This is a genomic window from Halanaerobium kushneri (assembly GCF_900156285.1).
Lineage (GTDB): Bacteria > Bacillota > Halanaerobiia > Halanaerobiales > Halanaerobiaceae > Halanaerobium > Halanaerobium kushneri.
On sequence record NZ_FTNC01000002.1, the window covers coordinates 165,089 to 186,155 of the forward strand.

Annotated in this window: 14 protein-coding genes; 2 read left to right on the forward strand and 12 right to left on the reverse strand. The window is 31.5% G+C overall.

The window, feature by feature from the left end; all coding sequences use genetic code 11:
* Positions 1 to 276: 276 nt before the first annotated feature.
* Positions 277 to 2,751, reverse strand: coding sequence for a GH39 family glycosyl hydrolase (locus BW929_RS02610; protein ID WP_076543817.1), 2,475 nt, complete (start codon positions 2,749 to 2,751; stop codon positions 277 to 279).
* A 265-nt stretch (positions 2,752 to 3,016) separates the two neighbouring features.
* Here BW929_RS02610 and BW929_RS02615 point away from each other — a divergent pair, with 265 nt between their 5' ends.
* Complete coding sequence (locus tag BW929_RS02615) at positions 3,017 to 4,831, forward strand: heme NO-binding domain-containing protein (protein ID WP_076543818.1); 1,815 nt, start codon at positions 3,017 to 3,019, stop codon at positions 4,829 to 4,831.
* Between the two features lie 68 nt (positions 4,832 to 4,899).
* On the opposite strand, the gene BW929_RS02620 is transcribed toward BW929_RS02615, so the two are convergent.
* The 8 genes from BW929_RS02620 to BW929_RS02655 form a co-directional block, all read right to left on the reverse strand.
* The gene (locus BW929_RS02620) at positions 4,900 to 5,358 is read right to left on the reverse strand and encodes a hypothetical protein (RefSeq protein ID WP_076543819.1); all 459 of its coding nucleotides are present in this window, start codon (positions 5,356 to 5,358) and stop codon (positions 4,900 to 4,902) included.
* A 92-nt stretch (positions 5,359 to 5,450) separates the two neighbouring features.
* Positions 5,451 to 6,239: a fumarylacetoacetate hydrolase family protein gene (locus tag BW929_RS02625; protein ID WP_076543820.1), complete on the reverse strand. Its 789-nt coding sequence runs from the start codon at positions 6,237 to 6,239 to the stop codon at positions 5,451 to 5,453.
* 21 nt (positions 6,240 to 6,260) lie between these two features.
* Positions 6,261 to 7,046, reverse strand: coding sequence for an inositol monophosphatase family protein (locus BW929_RS02630; RefSeq protein WP_076543821.1), 786 nt, complete (start codon positions 7,044 to 7,046; stop codon positions 6,261 to 6,263).
* 63 nt (positions 7,047 to 7,109) lie between these two features.
* On the reverse strand, positions 7,110 to 7,553 hold the full coding sequence (locus BW929_RS02635) for a GNAT family N-acetyltransferase (protein WP_076543822.1): 444 nt from the start codon (positions 7,551 to 7,553) through the stop codon (positions 7,110 to 7,112).
* Positions 7,554 to 7,568: 15 nt separating this feature from the next.
* Positions 7,569 to 9,710, reverse strand: a complete 2,142-nt coding sequence (locus BW929_RS02640) for an EAL domain-containing protein (RefSeq protein WP_076543823.1) — start codon at positions 9,708 to 9,710, stop codon at positions 7,569 to 7,571.
* 264 nt (positions 9,711 to 9,974) lie between these two features.
* Positions 9,975 to 10,259 (reverse strand): hypothetical protein, encoded by a 285-nt coding sequence (locus tag BW929_RS02645; protein WP_076543824.1) that lies wholly within the window; start codon positions 10,257 to 10,259, stop codon positions 9,975 to 9,977.
* Positions 10,260 to 10,410: 151 nt separating this feature from the next.
* Positions 10,411 to 11,061 (reverse strand): hypothetical protein, encoded by a 651-nt coding sequence (locus tag BW929_RS02650; RefSeq protein ID WP_076543825.1) that lies wholly within the window; start codon positions 11,059 to 11,061, stop codon positions 10,411 to 10,413.
* Between the two features lie 91 nt (positions 11,062 to 11,152).
* Positions 11,153 to 12,025 carry an aldose 1-epimerase family protein gene (locus BW929_RS02655; protein ID WP_076543826.1) on the reverse strand — a complete coding sequence of 291 codons (873 nt, stop codon included), beginning with the start codon at positions 12,023 to 12,025 and terminating at the stop codon, positions 11,153 to 11,155.
* Between the two features lie 255 nt (positions 12,026 to 12,280).
* Between BW929_RS02655 and BW929_RS02660 the strand changes: the two genes are divergently transcribed.
* Positions 12,281 to 14,707 (forward strand): glycoside hydrolase family 94 protein, encoded by a 2,427-nt coding sequence (locus BW929_RS02660; protein WP_076543827.1) that lies wholly within the window; start codon positions 12,281 to 12,283, stop codon positions 14,705 to 14,707.
* 182 nt (positions 14,708 to 14,889) lie between these two features.
* Here the strand turns inward: BW929_RS02660 and BW929_RS02665 are convergent, their stop codons facing one another.
* The 3 genes from BW929_RS02665 to BW929_RS02675 all read right to left on the reverse strand — a co-directional run bounded on the left by BW929_RS02665 (position 14,890) and on the right by BW929_RS02675 (position 20,988).
* Positions 14,890 to 15,837, reverse strand: a complete 948-nt coding sequence (locus BW929_RS02665; protein WP_076543828.1) for an AEC family transporter — start codon at positions 15,835 to 15,837, stop codon at positions 14,890 to 14,892.
* 178 nt (positions 15,838 to 16,015) lie between these two features.
* Complete coding sequence (locus BW929_RS02670; protein WP_076543829.1) at positions 16,016 to 19,825, reverse strand: bacterial Ig-like domain-containing protein; 3,810 nt, start codon at positions 19,823 to 19,825, stop codon at positions 16,016 to 16,018.
* A gap of 353 nt (positions 19,826 to 20,178) precedes the next feature.
* Positions 20,179 to 20,988, reverse strand: a complete 810-nt coding sequence (locus BW929_RS02675; protein ID WP_076543830.1) for an alpha/beta hydrolase — start codon at positions 20,986 to 20,988, stop codon at positions 20,179 to 20,181.
* Between the last annotated feature and the right edge of the window lie 79 nt (positions 20,989 to 21,067).

Sequence of the window (21,067 nt, forward strand, 5' to 3'; positions counted from 1 at the left end):
TTTAATGGATTTAGTCCGGCCCTTCCGGATTGAGCTGAACTACGAAAATCATGTCTTATAGGACTTATGTTAGATTTAACTAACTCTTATATAACTTCTAATAACATTATAAAATAAAAATATTGTAATTTCGTCTCTATTTATTTGGAATTAATAAATAAAAATCCAGTTAAATTGAATTTATTCAGAAACAAATCATTAAAACCCAAAGAAAAGATAATTAACTGTTTCTTTTCTTTGGGTTTCTATTTTTTCCTATAAATATTTAGTTTTTAGTTAAATTTGAAACTGTTTTCTTAGCAGATAAAATTCTATCCCATGACTTTTAATTTCACCCTGAAGTTTATACTTACCCTCCAGATCGAGATATTCAATTCTTAAATCAGGAAATGATTTGTATTTTAAATATTTAATTTCATGATTATTCAGGTCAGAAGGAGCACCCATCTTCAACCACTGATCAAAAGCAGAACCAGAATCTCTATTCAATTTATACTGACTGAGCTTATACTTGCCTTTTAATCCATTAAGTTTAAATATAAATTTCAGGTCAGATTTATTTTCAAAAACCTGATACCTGTTATATTTATCAATAATACTGTAATCAGCATTTTGATAACTTTTACTCAAATAAGCATAATTATAAATCAAAAATTGAAGATCATCTCCCCGGGCAGTAATTATATAATTATCACCCTGTGCAATAATCTTATCTCCCAGTTCTGATAAAACTATATAGGCATAATAACCAGATTTTTTAATTCCCTCTGTATTCATTAATCCTCTGCCACCAAAAAATGGTAATTCGTTAATCGGCCACTCCGAAATTAAATCTGATAAATTTAAATAACCCAGCCCATCTAAATAATCCTGAAGTTTTAAGGCATTATCTATTATAAAATCTGACATAAAAGCAGTATCATGTACCAGTTCTTTTGCATTCCAGCTGACATTCCAGCGGGTTGCTATTAATTCTGCCTTCGGATAATAATCCTGCAGCAGTTTTTTTATTTTTTTAGACATCTTTATTGAGTAATCCTTTTCTTTAAACTTAAATTTAATATCTTCCAGGGTACTTTCCTTATAAAATTGACTCATATCAATTTCTTCTTCGATTACTGGCACTGAATTATGATAGAGATTGATATTATAAAAATCTACAGCAATATTATTTTTTTCTGCATATTTCAAAAATTTTTGAGAAAGAAAATTTTCTTCAAAAAATGTTTCTGAAGCCGGTCCAACTCGCAGTAATTTAGAAATACCTTTTATTTTCTCAGCTGTCCTGGCATAAAATTCAAAATATTCAAGCTCTGTTCCAGCCCAGTGAAAACCCTGATGAGGAAATTCAGTCCAGACCTGAAAATACCAGCTTTTTACCTCTTCAATACTATATCTATTAATCAAATGTATTATAAATGCATTAATCAGCTCAAGCCAGGCTTCTATTTTTTGAGGTGGCGAAAAATTAGCCTGATAATAAAAAATAGTTTTATCTTTTTGACTGGCCAGTAGCTCAGGCATAAAACTTAAGGTAATAAATGGTTTTAAATTATTTTCTAAAATAAAATCTATTATATTATCAACAAGTTTCCAGTTATAATGGATGTTTTCCAGACTATCACCTTTACAAACTTCCAGATCATCATTAAAGATACCTTCAAAACGTAAATATTCAAAATTTATCTCCTGCTGAAGCTCTCTAATCTGATGGCGTAGATTTGAATCCAGAATACTTTGAGCTGTTCCAGCATTAATTAGTTTTTGCCAGACAGGCCTTACATTTTTTATTCTCTCTGACTCAATTAAGTTAATTTCACTCTCTATTTTTTTAACCTGACTGAAATTATTTTCTTTAAAGTATTTGATTACTTTCTCAAAATATTGAATATAATAACTGAGCTCACCAAACTCTTCAATTAAATTTAGCTTTTTTAGTTGGGGATAATTTTTCTTTACTGCAAGCGGACTCTCTTCAAAATACTCATTAAATACTCTATAAAAACTCTTCACATTTCTAAAACCTGCTTTAAGTGCAATCTGATTAATATTTTGATCTGTATAAAGAAGTTCTGACAGTATTTTTTCCAGCCGCAATCGGTCCAAAAATTTTTTGAAATTAACTCCAGTTAATAGTTTAAATTTTTCTGATAGATAAGAACTATTATAATGTAATTCTTCTGCAATTTCCTTTAATGTCAAATTTTTTTGAATTTGATTTTCCAATTTTTCAATCACTTTAAGTACTATATTTCCCCTTGCTTCCTGATAAAATTGATCCTGACGTTGATTATAAATACAGTAATTGTTATTCAGCTCTCGAAAAAGTTCAGCTAGATTTTTCTTTATTTTTTCTTCCACTTGATAATGAGAAGAAAAATAATCTCTGGCTATTAAAGCAATTAAATATTTAATCTTAGTCAGATTATCCTGATTATTTAATTTGTATATCTTAGTTTCAAAGTTAGAAATTAAATTCAACAAATAACTATATTTAAAGTTAAAAACAAGATATTCAGCATCTTTTGATTTTCTAAGCAGCTGAAAGGGGGTATAACTATTAATTATCTTAATTTCCCCTGCCTTTAAATTTATTATATCTCTGGACTCACTATTGTTGCTATAAGTTATTTTACCCTTTAAAAGCCAGATGATTTTTAAACTTCGATTAAATTTTTGCTGTTTTACAAGTGAATTAAGAGAAATGTTAAGGGGAAGACCAAATTTAAAATCTATTTTTTCGTAATTCATTACTTAAAACTCCTCAAATATTTTATAGGGTACTCTAAAACTTAATTTTATTATATCATCTACAGCTAAAAATGTATAAATAAATACCGGTTATTGGAATTATAAACGGTATCTATACAAATATTATTAAATTTTCCTATTAAAAGCAGGGATTATTCTACCTATCACGAATTATTATTAATATAGCTTATTAAAGAAGAAGCTATTTTATTTTTGTCTGTAAATAAATTTTAAAATTATATAATAAATAAATGGAGGGAAGTTTATGAAAGGAACAGTCGTCTCGACCTGGCTGAGTACTCTAACCAGAACATATGGGGAGGAAAAAGTCAATAAAGCTAAAAAGAAAGCAGGATTTAAGGAAGATTTAATTATTACTCCAATGACAACTATTGAAGATCAAAAAACAAAAGATCTAATGAAATATTTAGGCCAGGATGTTGGTAAAGATCCCAGAGAAATTTGGCATGAGATGGGGATTAAAAATATTGAAACTTTTTCTAAATGGTTTCCTTCCTATTTTAGCAACAGAACTTTGAAAAACTTTTTGATGTTAATGGATACAGTTCACCTACAGTTAACAGAAATGCTTCCAGGAGCTAATCCTCCTCGTTTGCGAGCAAAAGAATTAAATGATAATCAGATCGAAATGACTTATAAATCAAAGCGGGGTATGTATGACTATTTTCTGGGACTTCTGGAGGGAAGCTCTTCTTTTTTCAAAACACCTATCGAGGTAGAAGAAATTGATCGAGGTACTCTTGATGATGGCAGAGATTTTTTGACTATTCATATCAGCTTTGAAAAATCTTTTAGAAATAAGAAGAAATATCTCTTTTCAAAAATTTTAGGTCTGGGTTTTTTAAAGAGTATCCCTGCTAAAATGGGCTTAATTGGATTTATCTCAAGTTTTGCTTTAATATCTCTGCCACAATTTACGGCAGGATGGCAAGTTAATCTGGGCGGAGCAGCAGGGCTGGGAATTATTCTGACAATTATCAGCAAAATTTTAATGTCACCTATTAAAGCTATTGATGATGAATTAAGCAAAATAGAAGCCCTAAATCTCGATGACGAAAACAGGCTGCAAACTGCTGATGATTTTGAAAAATTATTTGAAAAGCTACGTCAGATTAAATCTAAATTAAGAGAAGATATACTCTTCCTTAAGGGTGGAACTGATGATATGCATAATTTTACTGAAGATTTTGTCGAGCTGGCTGAAGATATGGAAGAAGTATCTGATAGCATTTCTACAGTTGTCGATGAAGTTGCTCAGGGAGCACAGGCTCAGGCTCAGGAAACTGAAGAATCTGCCTATATAGTCAATCAGAATGTTGAAGAAATTGAAAAACTTGCTGAAGCGGGTCAGGAAAGCCGTGATAATCTCGAGAATGCTGTTAAAAATATCCGTTCCTCTACTCAGGCAGTTGTTGATGTAAATGAACGAATCAGTGGAGTTCGCTCTGCCTTTGCTAATGTTAACCAACTGGGAAAACAACTTTCGGAAAAAATTGAAACAATAATGGAAATTGTAGATACAGTTGAAGAAATTGCTGGCCAGACTAATCTACTTTCACTTAACGCTTCTATTGAAGCGGCACGTTCCTCTGATAATGGACGTGGCTTTACAGTAGTGGCTGAAGAAGTAAGAGAGTTAGCAGAAGAATCTCAGCAGGCTGTTGAAACAATCAGAAAAAATCTGGGAGAATTTACTGAACATGTTGAAACACTTAGTTCAAGTATCAGTGAACAGTTTAGCAACCTTGAAGCCAGTAATCAGGCTTTGGAGGAAGTTGCTGAATCGAGCAATAGTGCTACAAATGATATTGAAGCAGCTACCGATCAGGTTGTAGAAATAGTCAGCAGCTTAAATACTGAAACTAAAAAAATCAGAGAGGTTATTGAAAACTTTAATAACCTTGCTGCAATTGCTCAAGAAAATTCAGCATCCAGTGAAGAAATGAGTGCCAGTGTTAATAGCTATTCTGAAAAAATTAAAGAAATGACAGGTTATATTGAACAAATGGAAGATTTAACAGAAAACTTTCGTAATAACCTAAAAGGTTACAATGTTTAATTAATTACTGTAAAAATAAAACCGCTCTTTAGACCGGGAGCTTAAATCCTGATCTTAAGAGCGATTTTTTATTCTTTCAAATTATCTTTGATTACCTGTTCCCAGACCTGCATGTTATCCAGAAGCCAGGCAGCTGCATCTTTTTCTCCCTGATTATTACTAAATTCGACTTTTAATAATTCACTATTTTTCCTTTTACCAAGAAATGAATTGACTCTTTCTATGTTTTTAATATTATCTAAAGGTATAACTATATTCTTTTTTGGTACCCATCTTAAAAAATGTAGTTCATCCGGAGTTAAAAGTAAAGAGCCATTACCTCTAAGTTGAGCTCTACCAGCTGATTCTTGACCAAAAAAATTAACTTCTTTGCTAAAATAAATAATTCTATCTTTATGATAATTAGTAAATAGTTCTTCTGCCCTTTTTCTTTTAATACTTGCAATTACTCTATGAATAACATAACTAAGGACAGCTAAGAGAACAGGGATTAGTAAAACCAAAGTTTTCTGATTGAAAAACTGCATAATTAACCTCCCTAAAGAGCTGATATTCAATTAAAAGTTAAATTATAATCGTTTTAAGTCAATGAGGGTCTAATTTTCTATTTTAACTTAATTTACTTTTCTTTGCGAACTGTATTTTTTAAACTTCCAATACCTTCAATTTCGATTGTTATCTGGTCGCCATCTCTTAAAAAAATCTTTTCCTCCCTGGCAAAACCTACCCCTTCGGGTGTGCCGGTCAAAATAACTGTTCCTGGCAGCAGCGTCATATTATGTGAAAGATAACTTACCAGCTGCTCAATATTAAAAATCATATCTGAAGTTTTTGACTGCTGCATAACTTTTCCATTTAAAATTGATTTAATCTTTAAATCATCAGGTTCAACCTCAGTTTCAATCCAGGGACCTAAAGGACAAAATGTATCAAATGATTTTCCTCTAGCCCACTGCTTATCCAGCTTCTTCTGACAATCGCGTGCACTAACATCATTGGCACAACTATAACCTAAAACATAATCATCAACTTCAACAGTCTCAATATTTTTAGCCTTTTTAGCAATCACAACTGCCAACTCTGCTTCGAAATCAACTTCAGCTGGAGCCAGTTTGGGTAAAACGATCTCTGAATTCGGCTCAGTTAAACTACTGGTTGCTTTTAGAAAAATAACCGGACGCTCTGGAATCTCAGCTCCGGTTTCTACAGCATGCTGCCTGTAATTTAAACCGATTGCAATTATATTTGGTGGTTGGACTGGAGCCAGAAGTTTAATTTTTTCAAGCTTTGCAACCTCCTGTCCAACAGAAAAGTTTGAAAAAACATCCCCTTTTAGCTCAAACACTGTTTCGTCCTTTAAAATTCCATTTTTTATTTTTTCATCTTTTTGATATCTAATAATTTTCATCTGCTACTCACCTGCTCAATTTTATTTTTTATAAATAACTTCAATAATCGTTTTTAATTGATTTACTAATTCTTTGCTCCCTGTTATAAAAAGTGGCTCTCCTTCTATCTCAGTTTTGTAAACTTCTCCTCCTGCTTCTTTAACCAGTAATTCTCCTGCTGCAAAATCCCATTCTTTAAGTTTGAATTCCCAGTAAGCATCTATGCGCCCACAAGCTACAGAAACAAGATCAAAAGCAGCACTTCCAGAACGCCGGAGCCCTCTGATTTCTTTTAATATTCTATTAAGTGGTTCCAGATTATCAATTCTGGATACTTTTTTATCATATGGAAAACCAGTTGCAACTAAAGAATTACTTAAGACAGATTTTTTAGAAATATTTATTTTTTTTGTAGATTTATAAGCTCCTCTGCCTTTAATTGCTGAATAAATCTCATCCAATTCTGGAATATAAACAACCCCAAGTACAACTTCTCCCTTATATTTTAAGGCAATCGACACAGAATAAATAGGATAACCACTTGCATAATTATTTGTTCCATCAAGTGGATCAATAATCCAGGTATATTTGCTTTTTTTATCAGCATAATCATTCTCTTCACCTAGAATATTGTGGGCTGGATAGTTGTCTTCAATCTTTTCTCTAATCATTTTTTCACTCAATAAATCAATTTCTGTTACAAGATCAGTTAAAGTGCTTTTAGTATTAATTTCTAAATTTTCTTTTTTTAACTTTTCTTTCTGAATCTTACCAACATCCAGCGCCCATTCTTTTGCTAGAGCCAGTGCATCAACTAAATTTATCAAATTAAAACAGCTCCTCCACGATTAATAATTGCTCACTTTAATTTTATCAAAAACTTTCTTTAATTACAATTTAAGCAGCATTTCAAAATGCGGTATATTATCTTCCAGATATCTATCGGATACAACCTCAAATCCCAGACTTCTGTAAAAATTAAGAATATACTCCTGAGCAGAAATTCTAATTGAATCTGTACCCAGATTATTTTTAATAAAAGAAATTGCCTGTTCCATCATTTCCAGACCAAGTCCTTCTCTCCTGTATTCCCTATTTACCAGTACTCTCCCTATAGATGCTTCTTTATAGGATATACCTGGCAAAATAATCCGAAGATAAGCTGCAATCTGTTTCTGATCTTGATAAAATAAATGAAAGGAGTGTTGATCCTTATTATCACATTCATTGTAAGGACAGTCCTGCTCGACAACAAAAACATTAATTCTTGCCTCAATAATTTTATATAATTCCTGGTTACTCAGTTCTTCAAATTTCTTTATAGTTAAATCCATAATCTACTCCTTTACTTAATAATCACTTTCTTCCTTGTTATCTGTAAAGTATTTCTCTATTACTGCTGCTTTTTGAGCTCGCGAAAAATAATAACCCTGATAATAATTGCAGTTGTTTTCTCTTAAAAAATCTAATTCTTCTTTAGTCTCTACACCCTCTGCTACCACTTCCAGTCCCAAATTACTTCCCATCATAATAATAGTTTTAACAATATTTAAATTACTCCGATTATGAACAAAAGACTTGTCAATTTTAAGTTTATCAAGAGCAAAACGGTTTAAATATTCAAGAGAAGAATAACCGGTTCCAAAATCGTCAATAGATATTTTTACGCCAAGTTCTTTTAACCTACTTAAAACTTCTACAGTATATTCTATATCTTTAATCACTGTTCTTTCGGTTATTTCAAGCTCCAAAAATCTTGCTTCTAGTTGATATTTAGCCAGCAAATTATCTATTTTTTCAACAAAATTCTCCTGCTGAAATTGCTGAGGAGCTATATTTACAGCCATAATTATATTATAACCTCTATTTTGCCAGGCTTTTAACTGCTGCAGCGCTTCATTTAAGATCCAGTCACCCAGTCTTAAAATCATTCCTGTCTCTTCTGCCAGTGGGATAAATTCCCCCGGAGAAATCCTCCCCTCCTCAGGATGCTGCCAGCGAATTAACGCTTCAACTCCAACAACCCTATCTGATTGACTTTCAAGCTGTGGTTGATAAAATAACTGAAACTCGTCATTTACTATTGCCTTCCTTAACTTACCTTCTAAATTCAACCTACCTGACAGCTGTCCCAACATCTCCTGATCAAAAAACTTAATATTATTTTTCTCATCCACAAAATGAAGTGCCAGTCTTGACTTTCTAATTAAATCCGAACAATTTTCGCCCTGCTCGTTAATAGCAATTCCAATTTTAATTTTTAAATAAATAAGATTATTATTAACTTCATAAGGCTCTGAAAGTGTATTTATTATATCACCAGCATATTCTTTTACTTCCTCTTTGCTTTTGTTTGAAGAAAAATAAAAAATGAATTCATCACTTTTACGAGCAATTGTCATTTCCTCAGACAAACTTTTTCTTAAACGCTGGTAAAGTTCTCGCAGAATATCATTTCCTTTTTGATAACCATAATTACTATTTACCAGAGTTAAATTATCTGTTATCAAAGTAAATAAATAAATTTGACTCTCATTACTTATATTTTCTTTTAAAGATTCCGAAAGATTACTTTCTAAAAAGTTTAAATTTGGCAGACCTGTTAGGGGATCATTATAGGTAAGTTTTTTTATTCTATTAAGCATCTTATTAAACCCCGAAGCAAGGCTACCAAATTCATCCTCAGTTTTAATATCTAACTGAAAACTTAATTGCCCATTCTCTACCCGCTTAAAAGCTGAAACTATCTGTTTTATATTCTGATTTATGTATTTTGAAATATCAAATATTATTAAAAATATAATCAGAACAATAATACCAAAAATAATTAAAAATAAATAGATTGTTTCATCACGAATATTTTTTATTTTGGCAAGAATTTGAGAAACAATATTATAATAACTACTCTGATAGCCGCCAGAGCCAACAAACATATCTGTACCTTCGATTTTTTGTAGATACCCATATTTAGTTTCAATCATTCCATTATCAGGATTAATATAAGGATAACTTAGTCTGCCACTACCCTTATTTTTAACAAGATTAATCATTTCTTCTAATAATTTTCTATCCTGAATCTGAAGTTCCATTCTATTTTTACCCTCTAAATTTGGAGTTGGAGGCAGAGAAACCGTGTTCCCCTCCAGATCATAAATGTAAAAATAAAGATCATCAATGGCTATCTCATTATTTAATTTAGACATCAAATTTTTTAACTCATTTTCAGAAAAAGATTGATCTTTTTCCTGACTCTCCTGCAGACGTATCTGATAAGCTTGAGAGAGAATTTGAGCTCTACTTTTAACCAGAGCTTCATATTTATCATAATTTCTTTCCAATAACTCTAATTCCATCAAAGTTTGATTTTCTTCGGAAAGATAATTAAACTGATAAATTACAATTGCCAGCAGAAAAATCATTGCCATAACAAAACTTAATCCAATTCCCAATAAGATTTTATTTTGAATAGATAAATTTTTAAGTATTCTCATCCTTAGCTCCTATTTATATTTTTATTTGCTGATTAGAGAAATAAAAACAAGCATTCTAAACTTTATTATAACAGAAATGTAAAATTATATCTATTCTGCAGCCAATTTACTCTCAATTAATTAATAATAATTCTATTTTCAAGGTAACACTTTTCTGAATATTTGTTCAAATCAAATAAAAATAAAATACCTCCAAATAGATAGTCTGAATTAATTAGGCTACCTACTTTGGAAGTATAATTAAAAAAAGATGTTTTTTTATAATTAGTCATTATTTTGGTTTGAATTTTGCTTATTTTTTTCTTTCATTGCTTTTGACATCGTCTTTTTCAGAGTTTTCATCATATCTTCTTCACTATCAACACCCATAACAATAATATCAGGACTGCCACCAAAATAATGATCAAATATCTCAAATATTAAAATCCCGGCTAAAAGAACTGCCAGAGCCAGCTCCAGGCCCATCTCAAAATAAATAAGAGCGAAAGCAAGGGCAGTAATAAAGCCGATAACATATGAAATTTGATTTCTATGCTGTGTAATAAACATTGAGAGAAGGTCTTTTAAAATAACTAACTTTTTCTTAATAATATCACTTCTCCTTTATAAAACATTTCTTAAGAGTATCTATATAATATCAGTCCTGATTTTGAATGTCAAAATTTGAGTGGTTTAAATAACTTTTTTGCAATTATAGATACTAATTAACATAAAAAATATCATTATAATAATTACTTCCAAACTCTCGTTTATGAACAAGTGCAGAATTAAGATTTTCTGCAAAAACACTCAGCCATTTTGCATAAAGCTGATGCATTAACTCCAATTCTACCTCTGTTTGCTGCCAGAATTCCTGATGCAGCTGATTCTGATGTTTCCAGATTATCTTGTTTTCCTCTTTAACTGCTCCTGACAAACGATCACAGGGCATCCTTTCCACAAAATGCTCATTGATAATTTCAAATGCTTCATTTAAATCAAACTCGTTTACCTCATCCCGTTTTTTTGCTTTTTGCGCAAGCTCTTTTGCCTGTTCTTCATAAATGGTAAAAAGCAACTCCTGGTCATTATATTTGTCCAATAAAACTGATACCACTGCAGCTTCTCTACTCTGAGCACTGCTAATTGCAGCTTCCAGCCAGGGATGGATATCATTACCAGCAATTAATTCGGTCAGAGGTTTATCTGCTTTTAATTCCCCATACTGCTGACGATAAGGCTGAATTAGATCATTAACAATTTCTGTTGAATATTTTTGACTAAACTTAGCAACAATTTTTGCTTCTCTGGCTTCAACTATCTGGATCTGATTATATAACCACATATGAATCGGTCCTAAAAATGCACTCATTATCAAAACTCCTTTATTTTTATACTTGATTATTCTTCTCAAGTTATTATAGCATTTTTAAAAAGGAGTTTATATGATATGTGTCACAGAATTAATTAATACTGATTATATGAGTACACTCAAATTTTCGCCCTGGTTCAAGCTCATTAATTCCCTCTTTATCTTCAAGTTTTCCAGTAGAATCTACCGAATCAGCAATCCCCTGCCAGGGTTCAATACAAATAAAAGGAGCTTCTGCTGATTGTGACCAGATCCCCAGATAGGGGAAATTTTGAAATTCTACTTTCACTTCTCTTTCTGATTTTTTACTTTTTAAAGTTATTTTTTCTGATACTAAATTTTTAAAGACTAAGGCATCGTCTTTAAAAATTTCTGGCTTTAGTTCCAGAGTTTTTGAGTTTTTTAATAAGTTTTTTCGCTGATTATTTAACAGACCTGATTCTAATAAATATTTATCAGCTGTTTCTTTTTTTTCAAATTCTAAATAATAATCTTCTTTTTTTTCATTCTCAGTAAGAGGCCAGTAAAAAGCAGGATGCGCTCCAATTGAAAAGTAGATATTTTTCTGATCCTGATTAATAACTCGATAAGTAATATCCAGGGAATTACCCTCAATATTATATATAATCTGTAGTCTAAATTTAAAAGGATATTTTTCTAAAGTATCTTTGCTCTCTTCCAATAGATATGTCAAATGTTTTTTACTTTGTTCCACCAGTTCAAATTCCTTATCTCTGGCAAAACCGTGCTGAGTCATCTCATATTTTTGTCCTTTATAAAAATAGTGATTATTTTTTAAACGTCCAACAATCGGAAATAAAACAGGTGCGCTTCTCCCCCAGTATTTAGAATCACCATGCCAGAGATAATTTTTTCCGTCTTTTTTTAAAATTAATTTCTTTAATTGAGCACCATTAGTATCAACTGCAATTTTTATTTCTCCATTTTCCAGTTCTGAAATCATTAGGAATCTCCTCCTGACTTACTTTTGAATTTTAATAATTATTTATTCTTATAACACAATTATATAATAGATACAATAAATTTAAAAGCAAGCAAACCTGCTTTAAACTCATAATTTTTTCAAATAAAACTTAATTTATTTAATAAAAAAAGAAGGAGTTTTTTATTTTAACAAGAATAATATAAATAATGCTAAAACGATTTCGGTTCTTGTTTTTTAAAATTTTTGATTAGTCATTAAGAAAGGAGTTTTATCGTGAAATATGGTCATTTTGATGACAGGAAAAAGGAATATATAATTCAAAAACCTGATACTCCCTATCCCTGGATTAATTACTTAGGGTCCGAAGAATTCTTTGGTTTAATTTCAAATACTGCTGGAGGATACAGTTTTTACAAAGATGCCAGCAAAAGAAGACTAACCCGTTACCGTTATAATAATGTTCCTATTGATGCCGGAGGTCGTTATTACTATATTTATGAAAAAGGAGAATATTTTTCTCCGGCCTGGGCACCACAAAAGTCCAATCTGGATAGCTATCAGTGTCGACACGGACTCGGCTATACAATTATTGAATCAGAAAAAAATTTACTGAAAACTGAAATGAAGTTTTTTGTTCCTCTGGGAGACAATATAGAAATCCACCAGATTAAAATTAAGAATCTTAGTAATGAACACAGAAAAATTAAGCTTTTTTCATTTTTAGAATTCTGCCTATATGATGCCGAAGATGATATGACTAATTTTCAACGTAATTTTAATACTGGAGAAGTTGAAGTAGACGGTTCAACAATTTATCATAAAACAGAATATAGAGAAAGAAGAAATCACTATTCTTTCTATACGGTCAATCAAGAAATTTCTGGTTTTGATACAGATCGCGAAAGTTTTTTAGGATTATATAATAGCTTTTCTAATCCAGATGTTTTAAAAACAGGTGAATCAAATAATTCAATTGCTCACGGCTGGTCACCGATTGGTTCTCATTCTTTAGAAATTGAATTAAATGCTGGCCAGGAAAAAGAATTTATCTTTCAGCTTGGTTATATAGAAAATAAAGAGGAAGAAAAGTGGGAAAGCAAGGGAGTAATAAATAAGAACAAAGCTAAAAAACTAATTTCTAAATATAATTCTTCTGACAAAGTTAATAAAGCTTTTAAAAAGTTAAGAAAACACTGGGAAAAACTCCTCTCTTCATTTTCTATAAAACATCCTGATCCCAAATTGGAAAGAATGGTTAACATCTGGAACCAGTATCAGAATATGGTTACTTATAATTTAGCTCGATCTGCCTCCTATTTTGAGTCAGGAATTAGTCGGGGAATTGGCTTCCGGGACTCTAATCAGGATCTGCTGGGATCAGCTCATATGATTCCGGAAAGAGTCAAAAAACGAATTAAAGATCTGGCTTCAACTCAATTTGAAGATGGCAGTGCTTTCCACCAATATCAACCTTTAACTAAAAAAGGTAATGATAAAATTGGAAGTGGATTTAATGATGATCCTCTTTGGCTTATCTTTGCTGTTGCTGCATATATTAAAGAAACAGGAGATTATGAAATCTTAAAGGAAACAGTACCATTTAATAACGGAAAAAAAGCCACTATTTTTGATCATCTGGAAGCCTCATTTATGCATGTAGTTAATAATCTGGGGCCGCACAACTTGCCATTAATTGGACATGCTGACTGGAATGATTGTCTGAACTTAAGTGCTTTTTCCGAAAAACCAGGAGAATCTTTTCAGACTGTGAGCAACAAAGACAACAGTCCAGCTGAATCTGTAATGATTGCAGGTATGTTTTTAACAGCCGGTCCTGATTTTGTCCATTTATCTAGAAAAATGAATAAAAATAAACTGGCAAAAAAAGCAGAAATGGCTTTAGAAGAAATGAAAGCAGCAGTCAATAAATATGGTCGTGATGATGAATGGTTTGTTAGAGCTTATGATTACTACAGTAAGCCTTTAGGAACAAAAGATAATAAATATGCTAAAATATTTATTGAACCTCAGGGATTCTGCATCATGGGAGGAATTGGACTCAAAGATGGATTTGCTGAAAAAACTTTAGACTCTGTAAATAGAAAGCTGAATTCTGAACACGGATTAATGATTTTAGATCCTACAATTAAGGAATATCAAATAAATATGGGAGAAGTAAGCTCTTATCCACCTGGTTATAAAGAAAATGGTGCTATCTTCTGTCATAATAATCCCTGGATCATGATAGCAGAAACGATTATAGGAAATGGGGAACGTGCTTTTGAATACTATAGTAAAATTGCTCCAGCCTATAGAGAAGATATTAGTAAACTCCACCGGACAGAACCCTATGTATATGCTCAAATGATTGCTGGTAAAGATGCTGCCAGCTTTGGAGAAGCTAAAAATTCCTGGCTGACAGGGACTGCTGCCTGGAATTTTGTTGCTATTAGCCAGTGGATTTTAGGTATCAGACCTGATTTTGATGGTTTGAAAATTGATCCCTGTATACCAGCTGAATGGGATGAATATACTGTAATACGTAAATTTAGAGGTTGTAAGTTTAAAATTAATGTTAAAAACCCGAAAAATATAAATAAAGGTGTAGAAAAAATATTTGTCGATGGCAAAGAAATAGAAGGTCAGCTGCTTAAAACTCATGATAAAGATGAGAGTAAGGTCGAAGTTATAATGGGATAAATTTTGAATAAACTTAAAACTTGGTTTGAATTTATTTCTAAAAAGTAACAATAAAAATTATAAAATCATCTAAGCGGCTTAGATCATAATTTCTAAAGACCTTAAGCCGCTTTTTCTAGTTTTATTTATCAAATAGATTAGTAATCTTATATATCATGTTACAAACATTTCGACAATAATTTTTATACAATTCCTATAGCCCTAAAGATGAAAACAAAGAAAGTCAGAGAAAAAACTGATCCCAGAGTAGTCATCATAACTATTGAAGCGGCGAGATTTTCGTCTCCTCCCATTGCAGCTGTTATAATTGCAGAAGAAATTGAAGTTGGTACTCCAAATAAAATATAAATTAAAAATATTTCACTATTACCAAATCCTAAAGTAAAAGCTGCCAAAACAGCTATCGCTGGATTAATTAATAGTTTGAAAATCGTTGCAGCAACTGCAGATTTAATATCTACAAATAATTTATCAACTTTAAAGGTGGCTCCAATTGTCAACAGGGCCAGCGGAGTTGCTAAAACATCAAAATAATTAGCTGTATTCTGAAGCAGAGGTGGAAATTTAAATTTCATTAATGAGGCTAAAACACCAAGAACTATAGCAATAATAAAAGGATTACTAATTATATTTTTCAGAGAGTTTCTAAATTGATTCTTTGCCTTATTATCAGGATTAGTAAGAACTAAGACTAAAACAGCTAAGATATTATAAATCGGCACTACAAAAGCCACGACTAAAGAAGCAAGAGGACCAATTACACCTGTAACATTTTCAATTAAAGAAAATCCTACATAAACAAAATTACCTCTAAAAGTTCCATGTATAAAAGCTCCAACTTTAGTGTCTTCTTTAACAAATAATTTGGAATAAAAATATATAATCACTACACTAATTGCTGTGCCAACAATTGCAAAACTAACAAATTTAAAATTGAAATTTTCAACTACAGCACTCTGAGAAACACTGTTAAAAAGTTTTAATGGTAAAGCTATGTAAAAAACTATAAAATTAGCTGCATTAATAAAATCCTGTCTGATTATATTTCTCTTCTTTAGTATAAAACCACTCAACATTATCAAAAAAATTGGTAAAGCAACACTGAGACTAAAAACAAAATTATCTAGCATAATTCCCTCCTGAAATCATTATATTTAACAATAGTGTATATAAAAAAAAGAATAATAACAAGACATTAATTGTTATATTAAATTAATTTTCTACTTTTTTTGATATAAAATAGTAAAACAGAAAGGCTAGATAAAATAGCCTTTCTGTTCATTTTTGTTATTAAATGTTAGATCTTATTTACTTGAACATAGGAGAAGTGAATTCTAAATAATCTCCTAATTTAATACTTCCATCTTTATTTCTCTCAATAGGTAATTTAATTTCTAAACTCTCAAAATTATCTTTAGTAATTTTTACACCACTGATATTTTTTGAGTTTTCACCATTATAAAAGAAATTATGATTAGAAGCTTCAACCTCAGGATAACTATCAGCATCTATTTCTTTTGTGGCAAAAGAAATGAATTCTTCTATAACATAATCCTCCTCTATTCCATTATAAGTGGTAAAGACAATGTTTCCTCCCTGGTTATTAAAGGAGACGTTATTTACAGCTCTAACTCCTGGATTACTGTTGCTGGCAAAACCGACAGCACCATTTCCAAAAGCTATACAATCTTTAATTAGATGTGGTACATGAACTCCCTCTCCACCAAGTTTAAAGCCGTTTTTATCTCCATTACCGACAGTACCATCTGTTAAAGTACCATTATTGTAGGCTATAGAGTCTTCGATTACTACTTTCCCTATTGCACCAGTACCCACTTTTGTGTAAAGATCCCAGCCATCATCAATATTATTATGAGAAATACAGCCTTTAAATACGTTACCCTCACCAGAGGTTAATTTAGCTGCAAACCCATCAGCATTGTTATTAGATGGATCCGCATTATCAAAGGCTGTAGAATTTAAGATAAGATTATGTGATGGCCATTGATCTTTATCAGATTCAGTAATATCTGTTCTACTTATCTGCAGACCTGTATTTCCATTATCATAAAATCTACTTTCCTCAACAATATTATAATTACCACCAATAACCATTCCCTTTTCATTTGCCGCAGACTGAGTAACATCTATTCCTTTAATATGCCAGTAATCAGCACTTAGTATAATCCCTTCTGATTTTTTATTAAAATCAAAAACAGGATTTGCTCCTTCTGCTGCTACAAGATACCTGTAATTTTTTTGAGTCCCATCATTATACTTCTTAATTTCTAATTTTTCTTCTCTTAAATACTGACCATCTAAAACTACAATTTTCTGCCCCGGACGAGAATATGCTACAGCAGTATCAATATCAAGCGGAGAATCTTCACTTCCCTCAGCAGCTGGACTACCTTCAGGTGCAGCATAAATATCTGCTCCATCTCTATAAGTTTTCATCTTAACACTGAAGTTTTTAATAATCTGATTATAGTCTGTCAGATTTTGAGTGTCATCTGGTAAAAATATAATCGTAAAATCATTGGCAGTGTTATTTTTAAGCTGAGTTGCAATCTCAATTTCTTTTCCAGCATTAATATCCAACTCATTTTCAATTATTTCTCTACCCTGTTTTACTTCTGCAGTACCATCAACATTTGCTTCAAAAATCAGTGGATAATCTTTAACTGCAGTTTTTTCCAGAGAGAGAAAATCAAAATCTGGATCAACAGGCTCAGCTGGAGGTACTACTTTTGGAGCATCAGTTGCTGCATTAGAAACTCTTAAGTCAATATTACTAACCTCAATATGACCGACTCGAGCTCCAAAGAAGCCAAGATAAATTTTGTCATTCTGTACTTCCAGTAGTTCAGGTTCAAATAAAATCTCTTCTTTTTCTCCATTTAGTCGACCAACATAGCCGCTGTTTGTTTTCTCAAGTGTTAGTCTATACTCTTTTACAGGATAGGTATTATCTGGAGTTGGTTTAACTTGCTCAATCATCATACCTTTATCTCCATTACTGCCTTTTCCATCCGGTGATTCCACACCAGTTCTGTAAAATAACTGGGTTCCATTTGGATCCTTACTTCCACCACTGTAGCCACCTACACCAACAATATTTGAGGCAAAAACACCGTCATCACCATCTTTCCCGATTGCATCACGAGCCATGATTCCAAAAGCCTCCTGGCCATCATGTGGCTCTTTCGCATATTCAATCACTTTAATATCTGCTGAAAGCTTAAAGTTATCATCAGCATCAAGTACGGTATAATAGTAAGCTATTCCATCATGATCAGTTGCTACTTTTCCTCCACCATTAATAGAAGCTACTTCCACTGAATCTTCTTTAACATTGATAAATGTATCATCATCAGAAGCTGACTGACCAAAATTAATTGCATTCCAGCTGTACTCTTTTGCTTTTCTTACTGTAATATCAAAAGTAATAGCCTCTAATTGATCAGATTCTGGAATTACCTGCACCGTGTAGGTTCCCTCTTTTTGATTATCGATATTAGAATCATCAATTGTATATTCATCAGCTGCCAATATTTCTTGATCACCATTATCATATACTTTTGCTATTTTTATACCTTCTGTTTTAAATTCTTCTCCAAGATCAATTGTTGTTTGAGGATACTCAATCAGCTTTAGACCACTAACTTCCTTCTCTTTTAGCCTTAAATTTAAGGCTGTTTTTTGATCTTTATATTTAAGCATCACTTTCTGCTCCCCTATAGCACTGGAATCAAAACCTTCAACTTCATAATCTTCTCTCATTAAACGAATAGAATTCCCATCATCATAATTAGCATAGACTGAAATTCCATCCAGGTCTAATTCTTCGCCGGGAAAATATAAAGTTTTTTCTGGTTTTTCTTTGATTTTCAAATTCTTAAGTTCTGCATCACTAACATTTATAGTAAAGCTGCTTTTAACTTCAGGCTTTTCTTTATAAATTATTGAAACATTTTTTTCTCCTGGAGATTCAAATATAAATCCAGTGTCAGTTAACTCAGTTCCATCAACAGCTATTTTATACTGCTCAGAATTAATTTCTTTTTCTCTGTAGCCATTATTATATTCAGCTATAACTAAAAGTCCTTCTGACTCAAACTGATCTCCTAAATAATAATTTGTTTTAGCAGGATAGTATTTAATTTTTAAAGCTGTAGCAGTCAATTCACTAATATTTAAATCTATTTTCTTAACAGCTCCTCCATATTGAATTTTAATGGTGTTTTTACCTGCTTTAGAACTGTTAAATCCAGTAACTATATAATCTTTACTGCTTAACTCTTTACTGCTACCATCAGCAAATTCTGCTGTAACATCCAATCCTTTAAGATTTAAATCCTCTTCTAGAAGATAATCTTTTTTGAAATTATCGCTATTAATATTTAATTCTTCAACTTCTTTTATTTTTTCAAGCTTTAAATCACTATAAATTACTGTTGTATTTCTGGAGGTATAAAGTCCTGCAAAAAGATCTTCACCTTCAAATCCAGAAAAATTATCTACAATTACCGGTTCTTCCTCACCAAATTTCAACCAGTATGTATCACCAAATTTTTTCATTTTCACTTTATAATTTAATTCTGGTGCCGGAATGGTCCCCTTAACCAGCTCTCCAAGTTTTTTCTGTCCTTTTGCAGTTCTATAAAAAGCTGTTGTTGGGGTTTCTTTGGTTACATTTAGGGGTCCTACCGCAAGTGCATAACCGATATCTTTTTTATTATTTTTATTATATAAAACCTTATCTCTGACCATAATACCAAAGGAAACCTGATTATTCAGATCAAAAGACTGAACTTCTGCCTGAACGCTCATCTCAAAATTATCATCTTGCTTTAACTTTTTAAAATAATAAGCTATTCCTTCTGATGAACTTTCAATCTTACCTCTGTTATTTGCACTCATCATTTTAATTCTGTCTTTATCCAGTTCCTGAATGGCAAAATTTTCGGCTGTTATTTTATTATCTCCACCTACATTGCCAAAAACACTTGCTTCCCAGTTACTGTTTACTTCAATCATTTCTGCAGAAACTGCTGGTGTCATGATGATTAAGATTAATAAAGCCACTAAAATATTTAAGTTGATTTTAGAATTCATTTTATTAATTTCCCCCTCTGATTTTAATTTAGAAAAGAATTACTTACTAAATATTTAAATTTCACCTCCTTTTTAGGTTTAACGTTTTCCGTTTACCCTTAAATAACAAATCTTTGAAATTTATAAATAATTACAAATATAATATTAGCACTTTATCCTAATTTTATCTAAACATATTTTTAGAATTTAGATTTCATTTAACATATTTTTAGCTTAAAATTTAAATTTTCTTATAATTTAAACAAATAAAGCTTTAAGTACTTAAAATATTCAATATAAAACAATAAAAGTAGATATTAATAATTTATCTGCTAATATCTACTTTAAAGTTTTAAAACTTTATTCAATTTTCTCTATAATACTTCATCAAGCCAATCTAAAACTAAATCAGACCATTTAGAAACATATTCGTTTTCTGCTGCTAAACCAAGTCCGTGCCTTCCCTGGGGGAAGATATGACTTTCAAAATTAATGTTCGCTTCACTCAATGCTCTACAGAATAAAATAGTGTTTTCAACTGGAACTGAAGCGTCATCAGCAGTATGCCAGATAAAGCCTGGTGCTGTTTTCTTGCAAATATTTTTCTCAGTTGAAAATAAATCCAAGAGCTTTTGAGAAGGAGAATTGCCAAGTAAATTGTCTACTGAACCCTGATGAGCAAACTTTCCAGCACTGATTACCGGATAAGCTAAAATTTGTGCATTAACCATTGAATTTTCTGCTTCAACTAAATCTTGGTCAAAACTATAATCTTTCAATTTTTCTCTATATATATTTCTATACAAATCATTATTAGTGCCCACAATCGAGGCAAGATGACCGCCAGCTGAGAACCCCATAACTGCAATTTTATTTTTATTAACCTTCCATTTATCAGCATTTGACCTAATATACTTTACAGCTCTTAAGGCATCTAATAGTGGATAAGGAAATCTATAAGGAGCAACCCTATAATGCAGAACAAATGCATTAAATCCATTTTTATTCAAAAACTGAGCCACCTCTTTACCTTCGTGTTCAGCTCGATGAGTATAACCGCCTCCAGGAAAAATTAATACTGACTTTTTTACTTTTTCTGTATCGAGCAGGTATTTTTTTAAAAGAGGTGCAAAATCATCTGTCTTTTTATAACCAGGAATTTGACCATTCCAGATATCTAACATTTCTAATCTCCTCTCTAAATAACTTTTAAATCAAATGAACCAGGCTATTAATTAAAAACTAAATATATCTTATAATTTT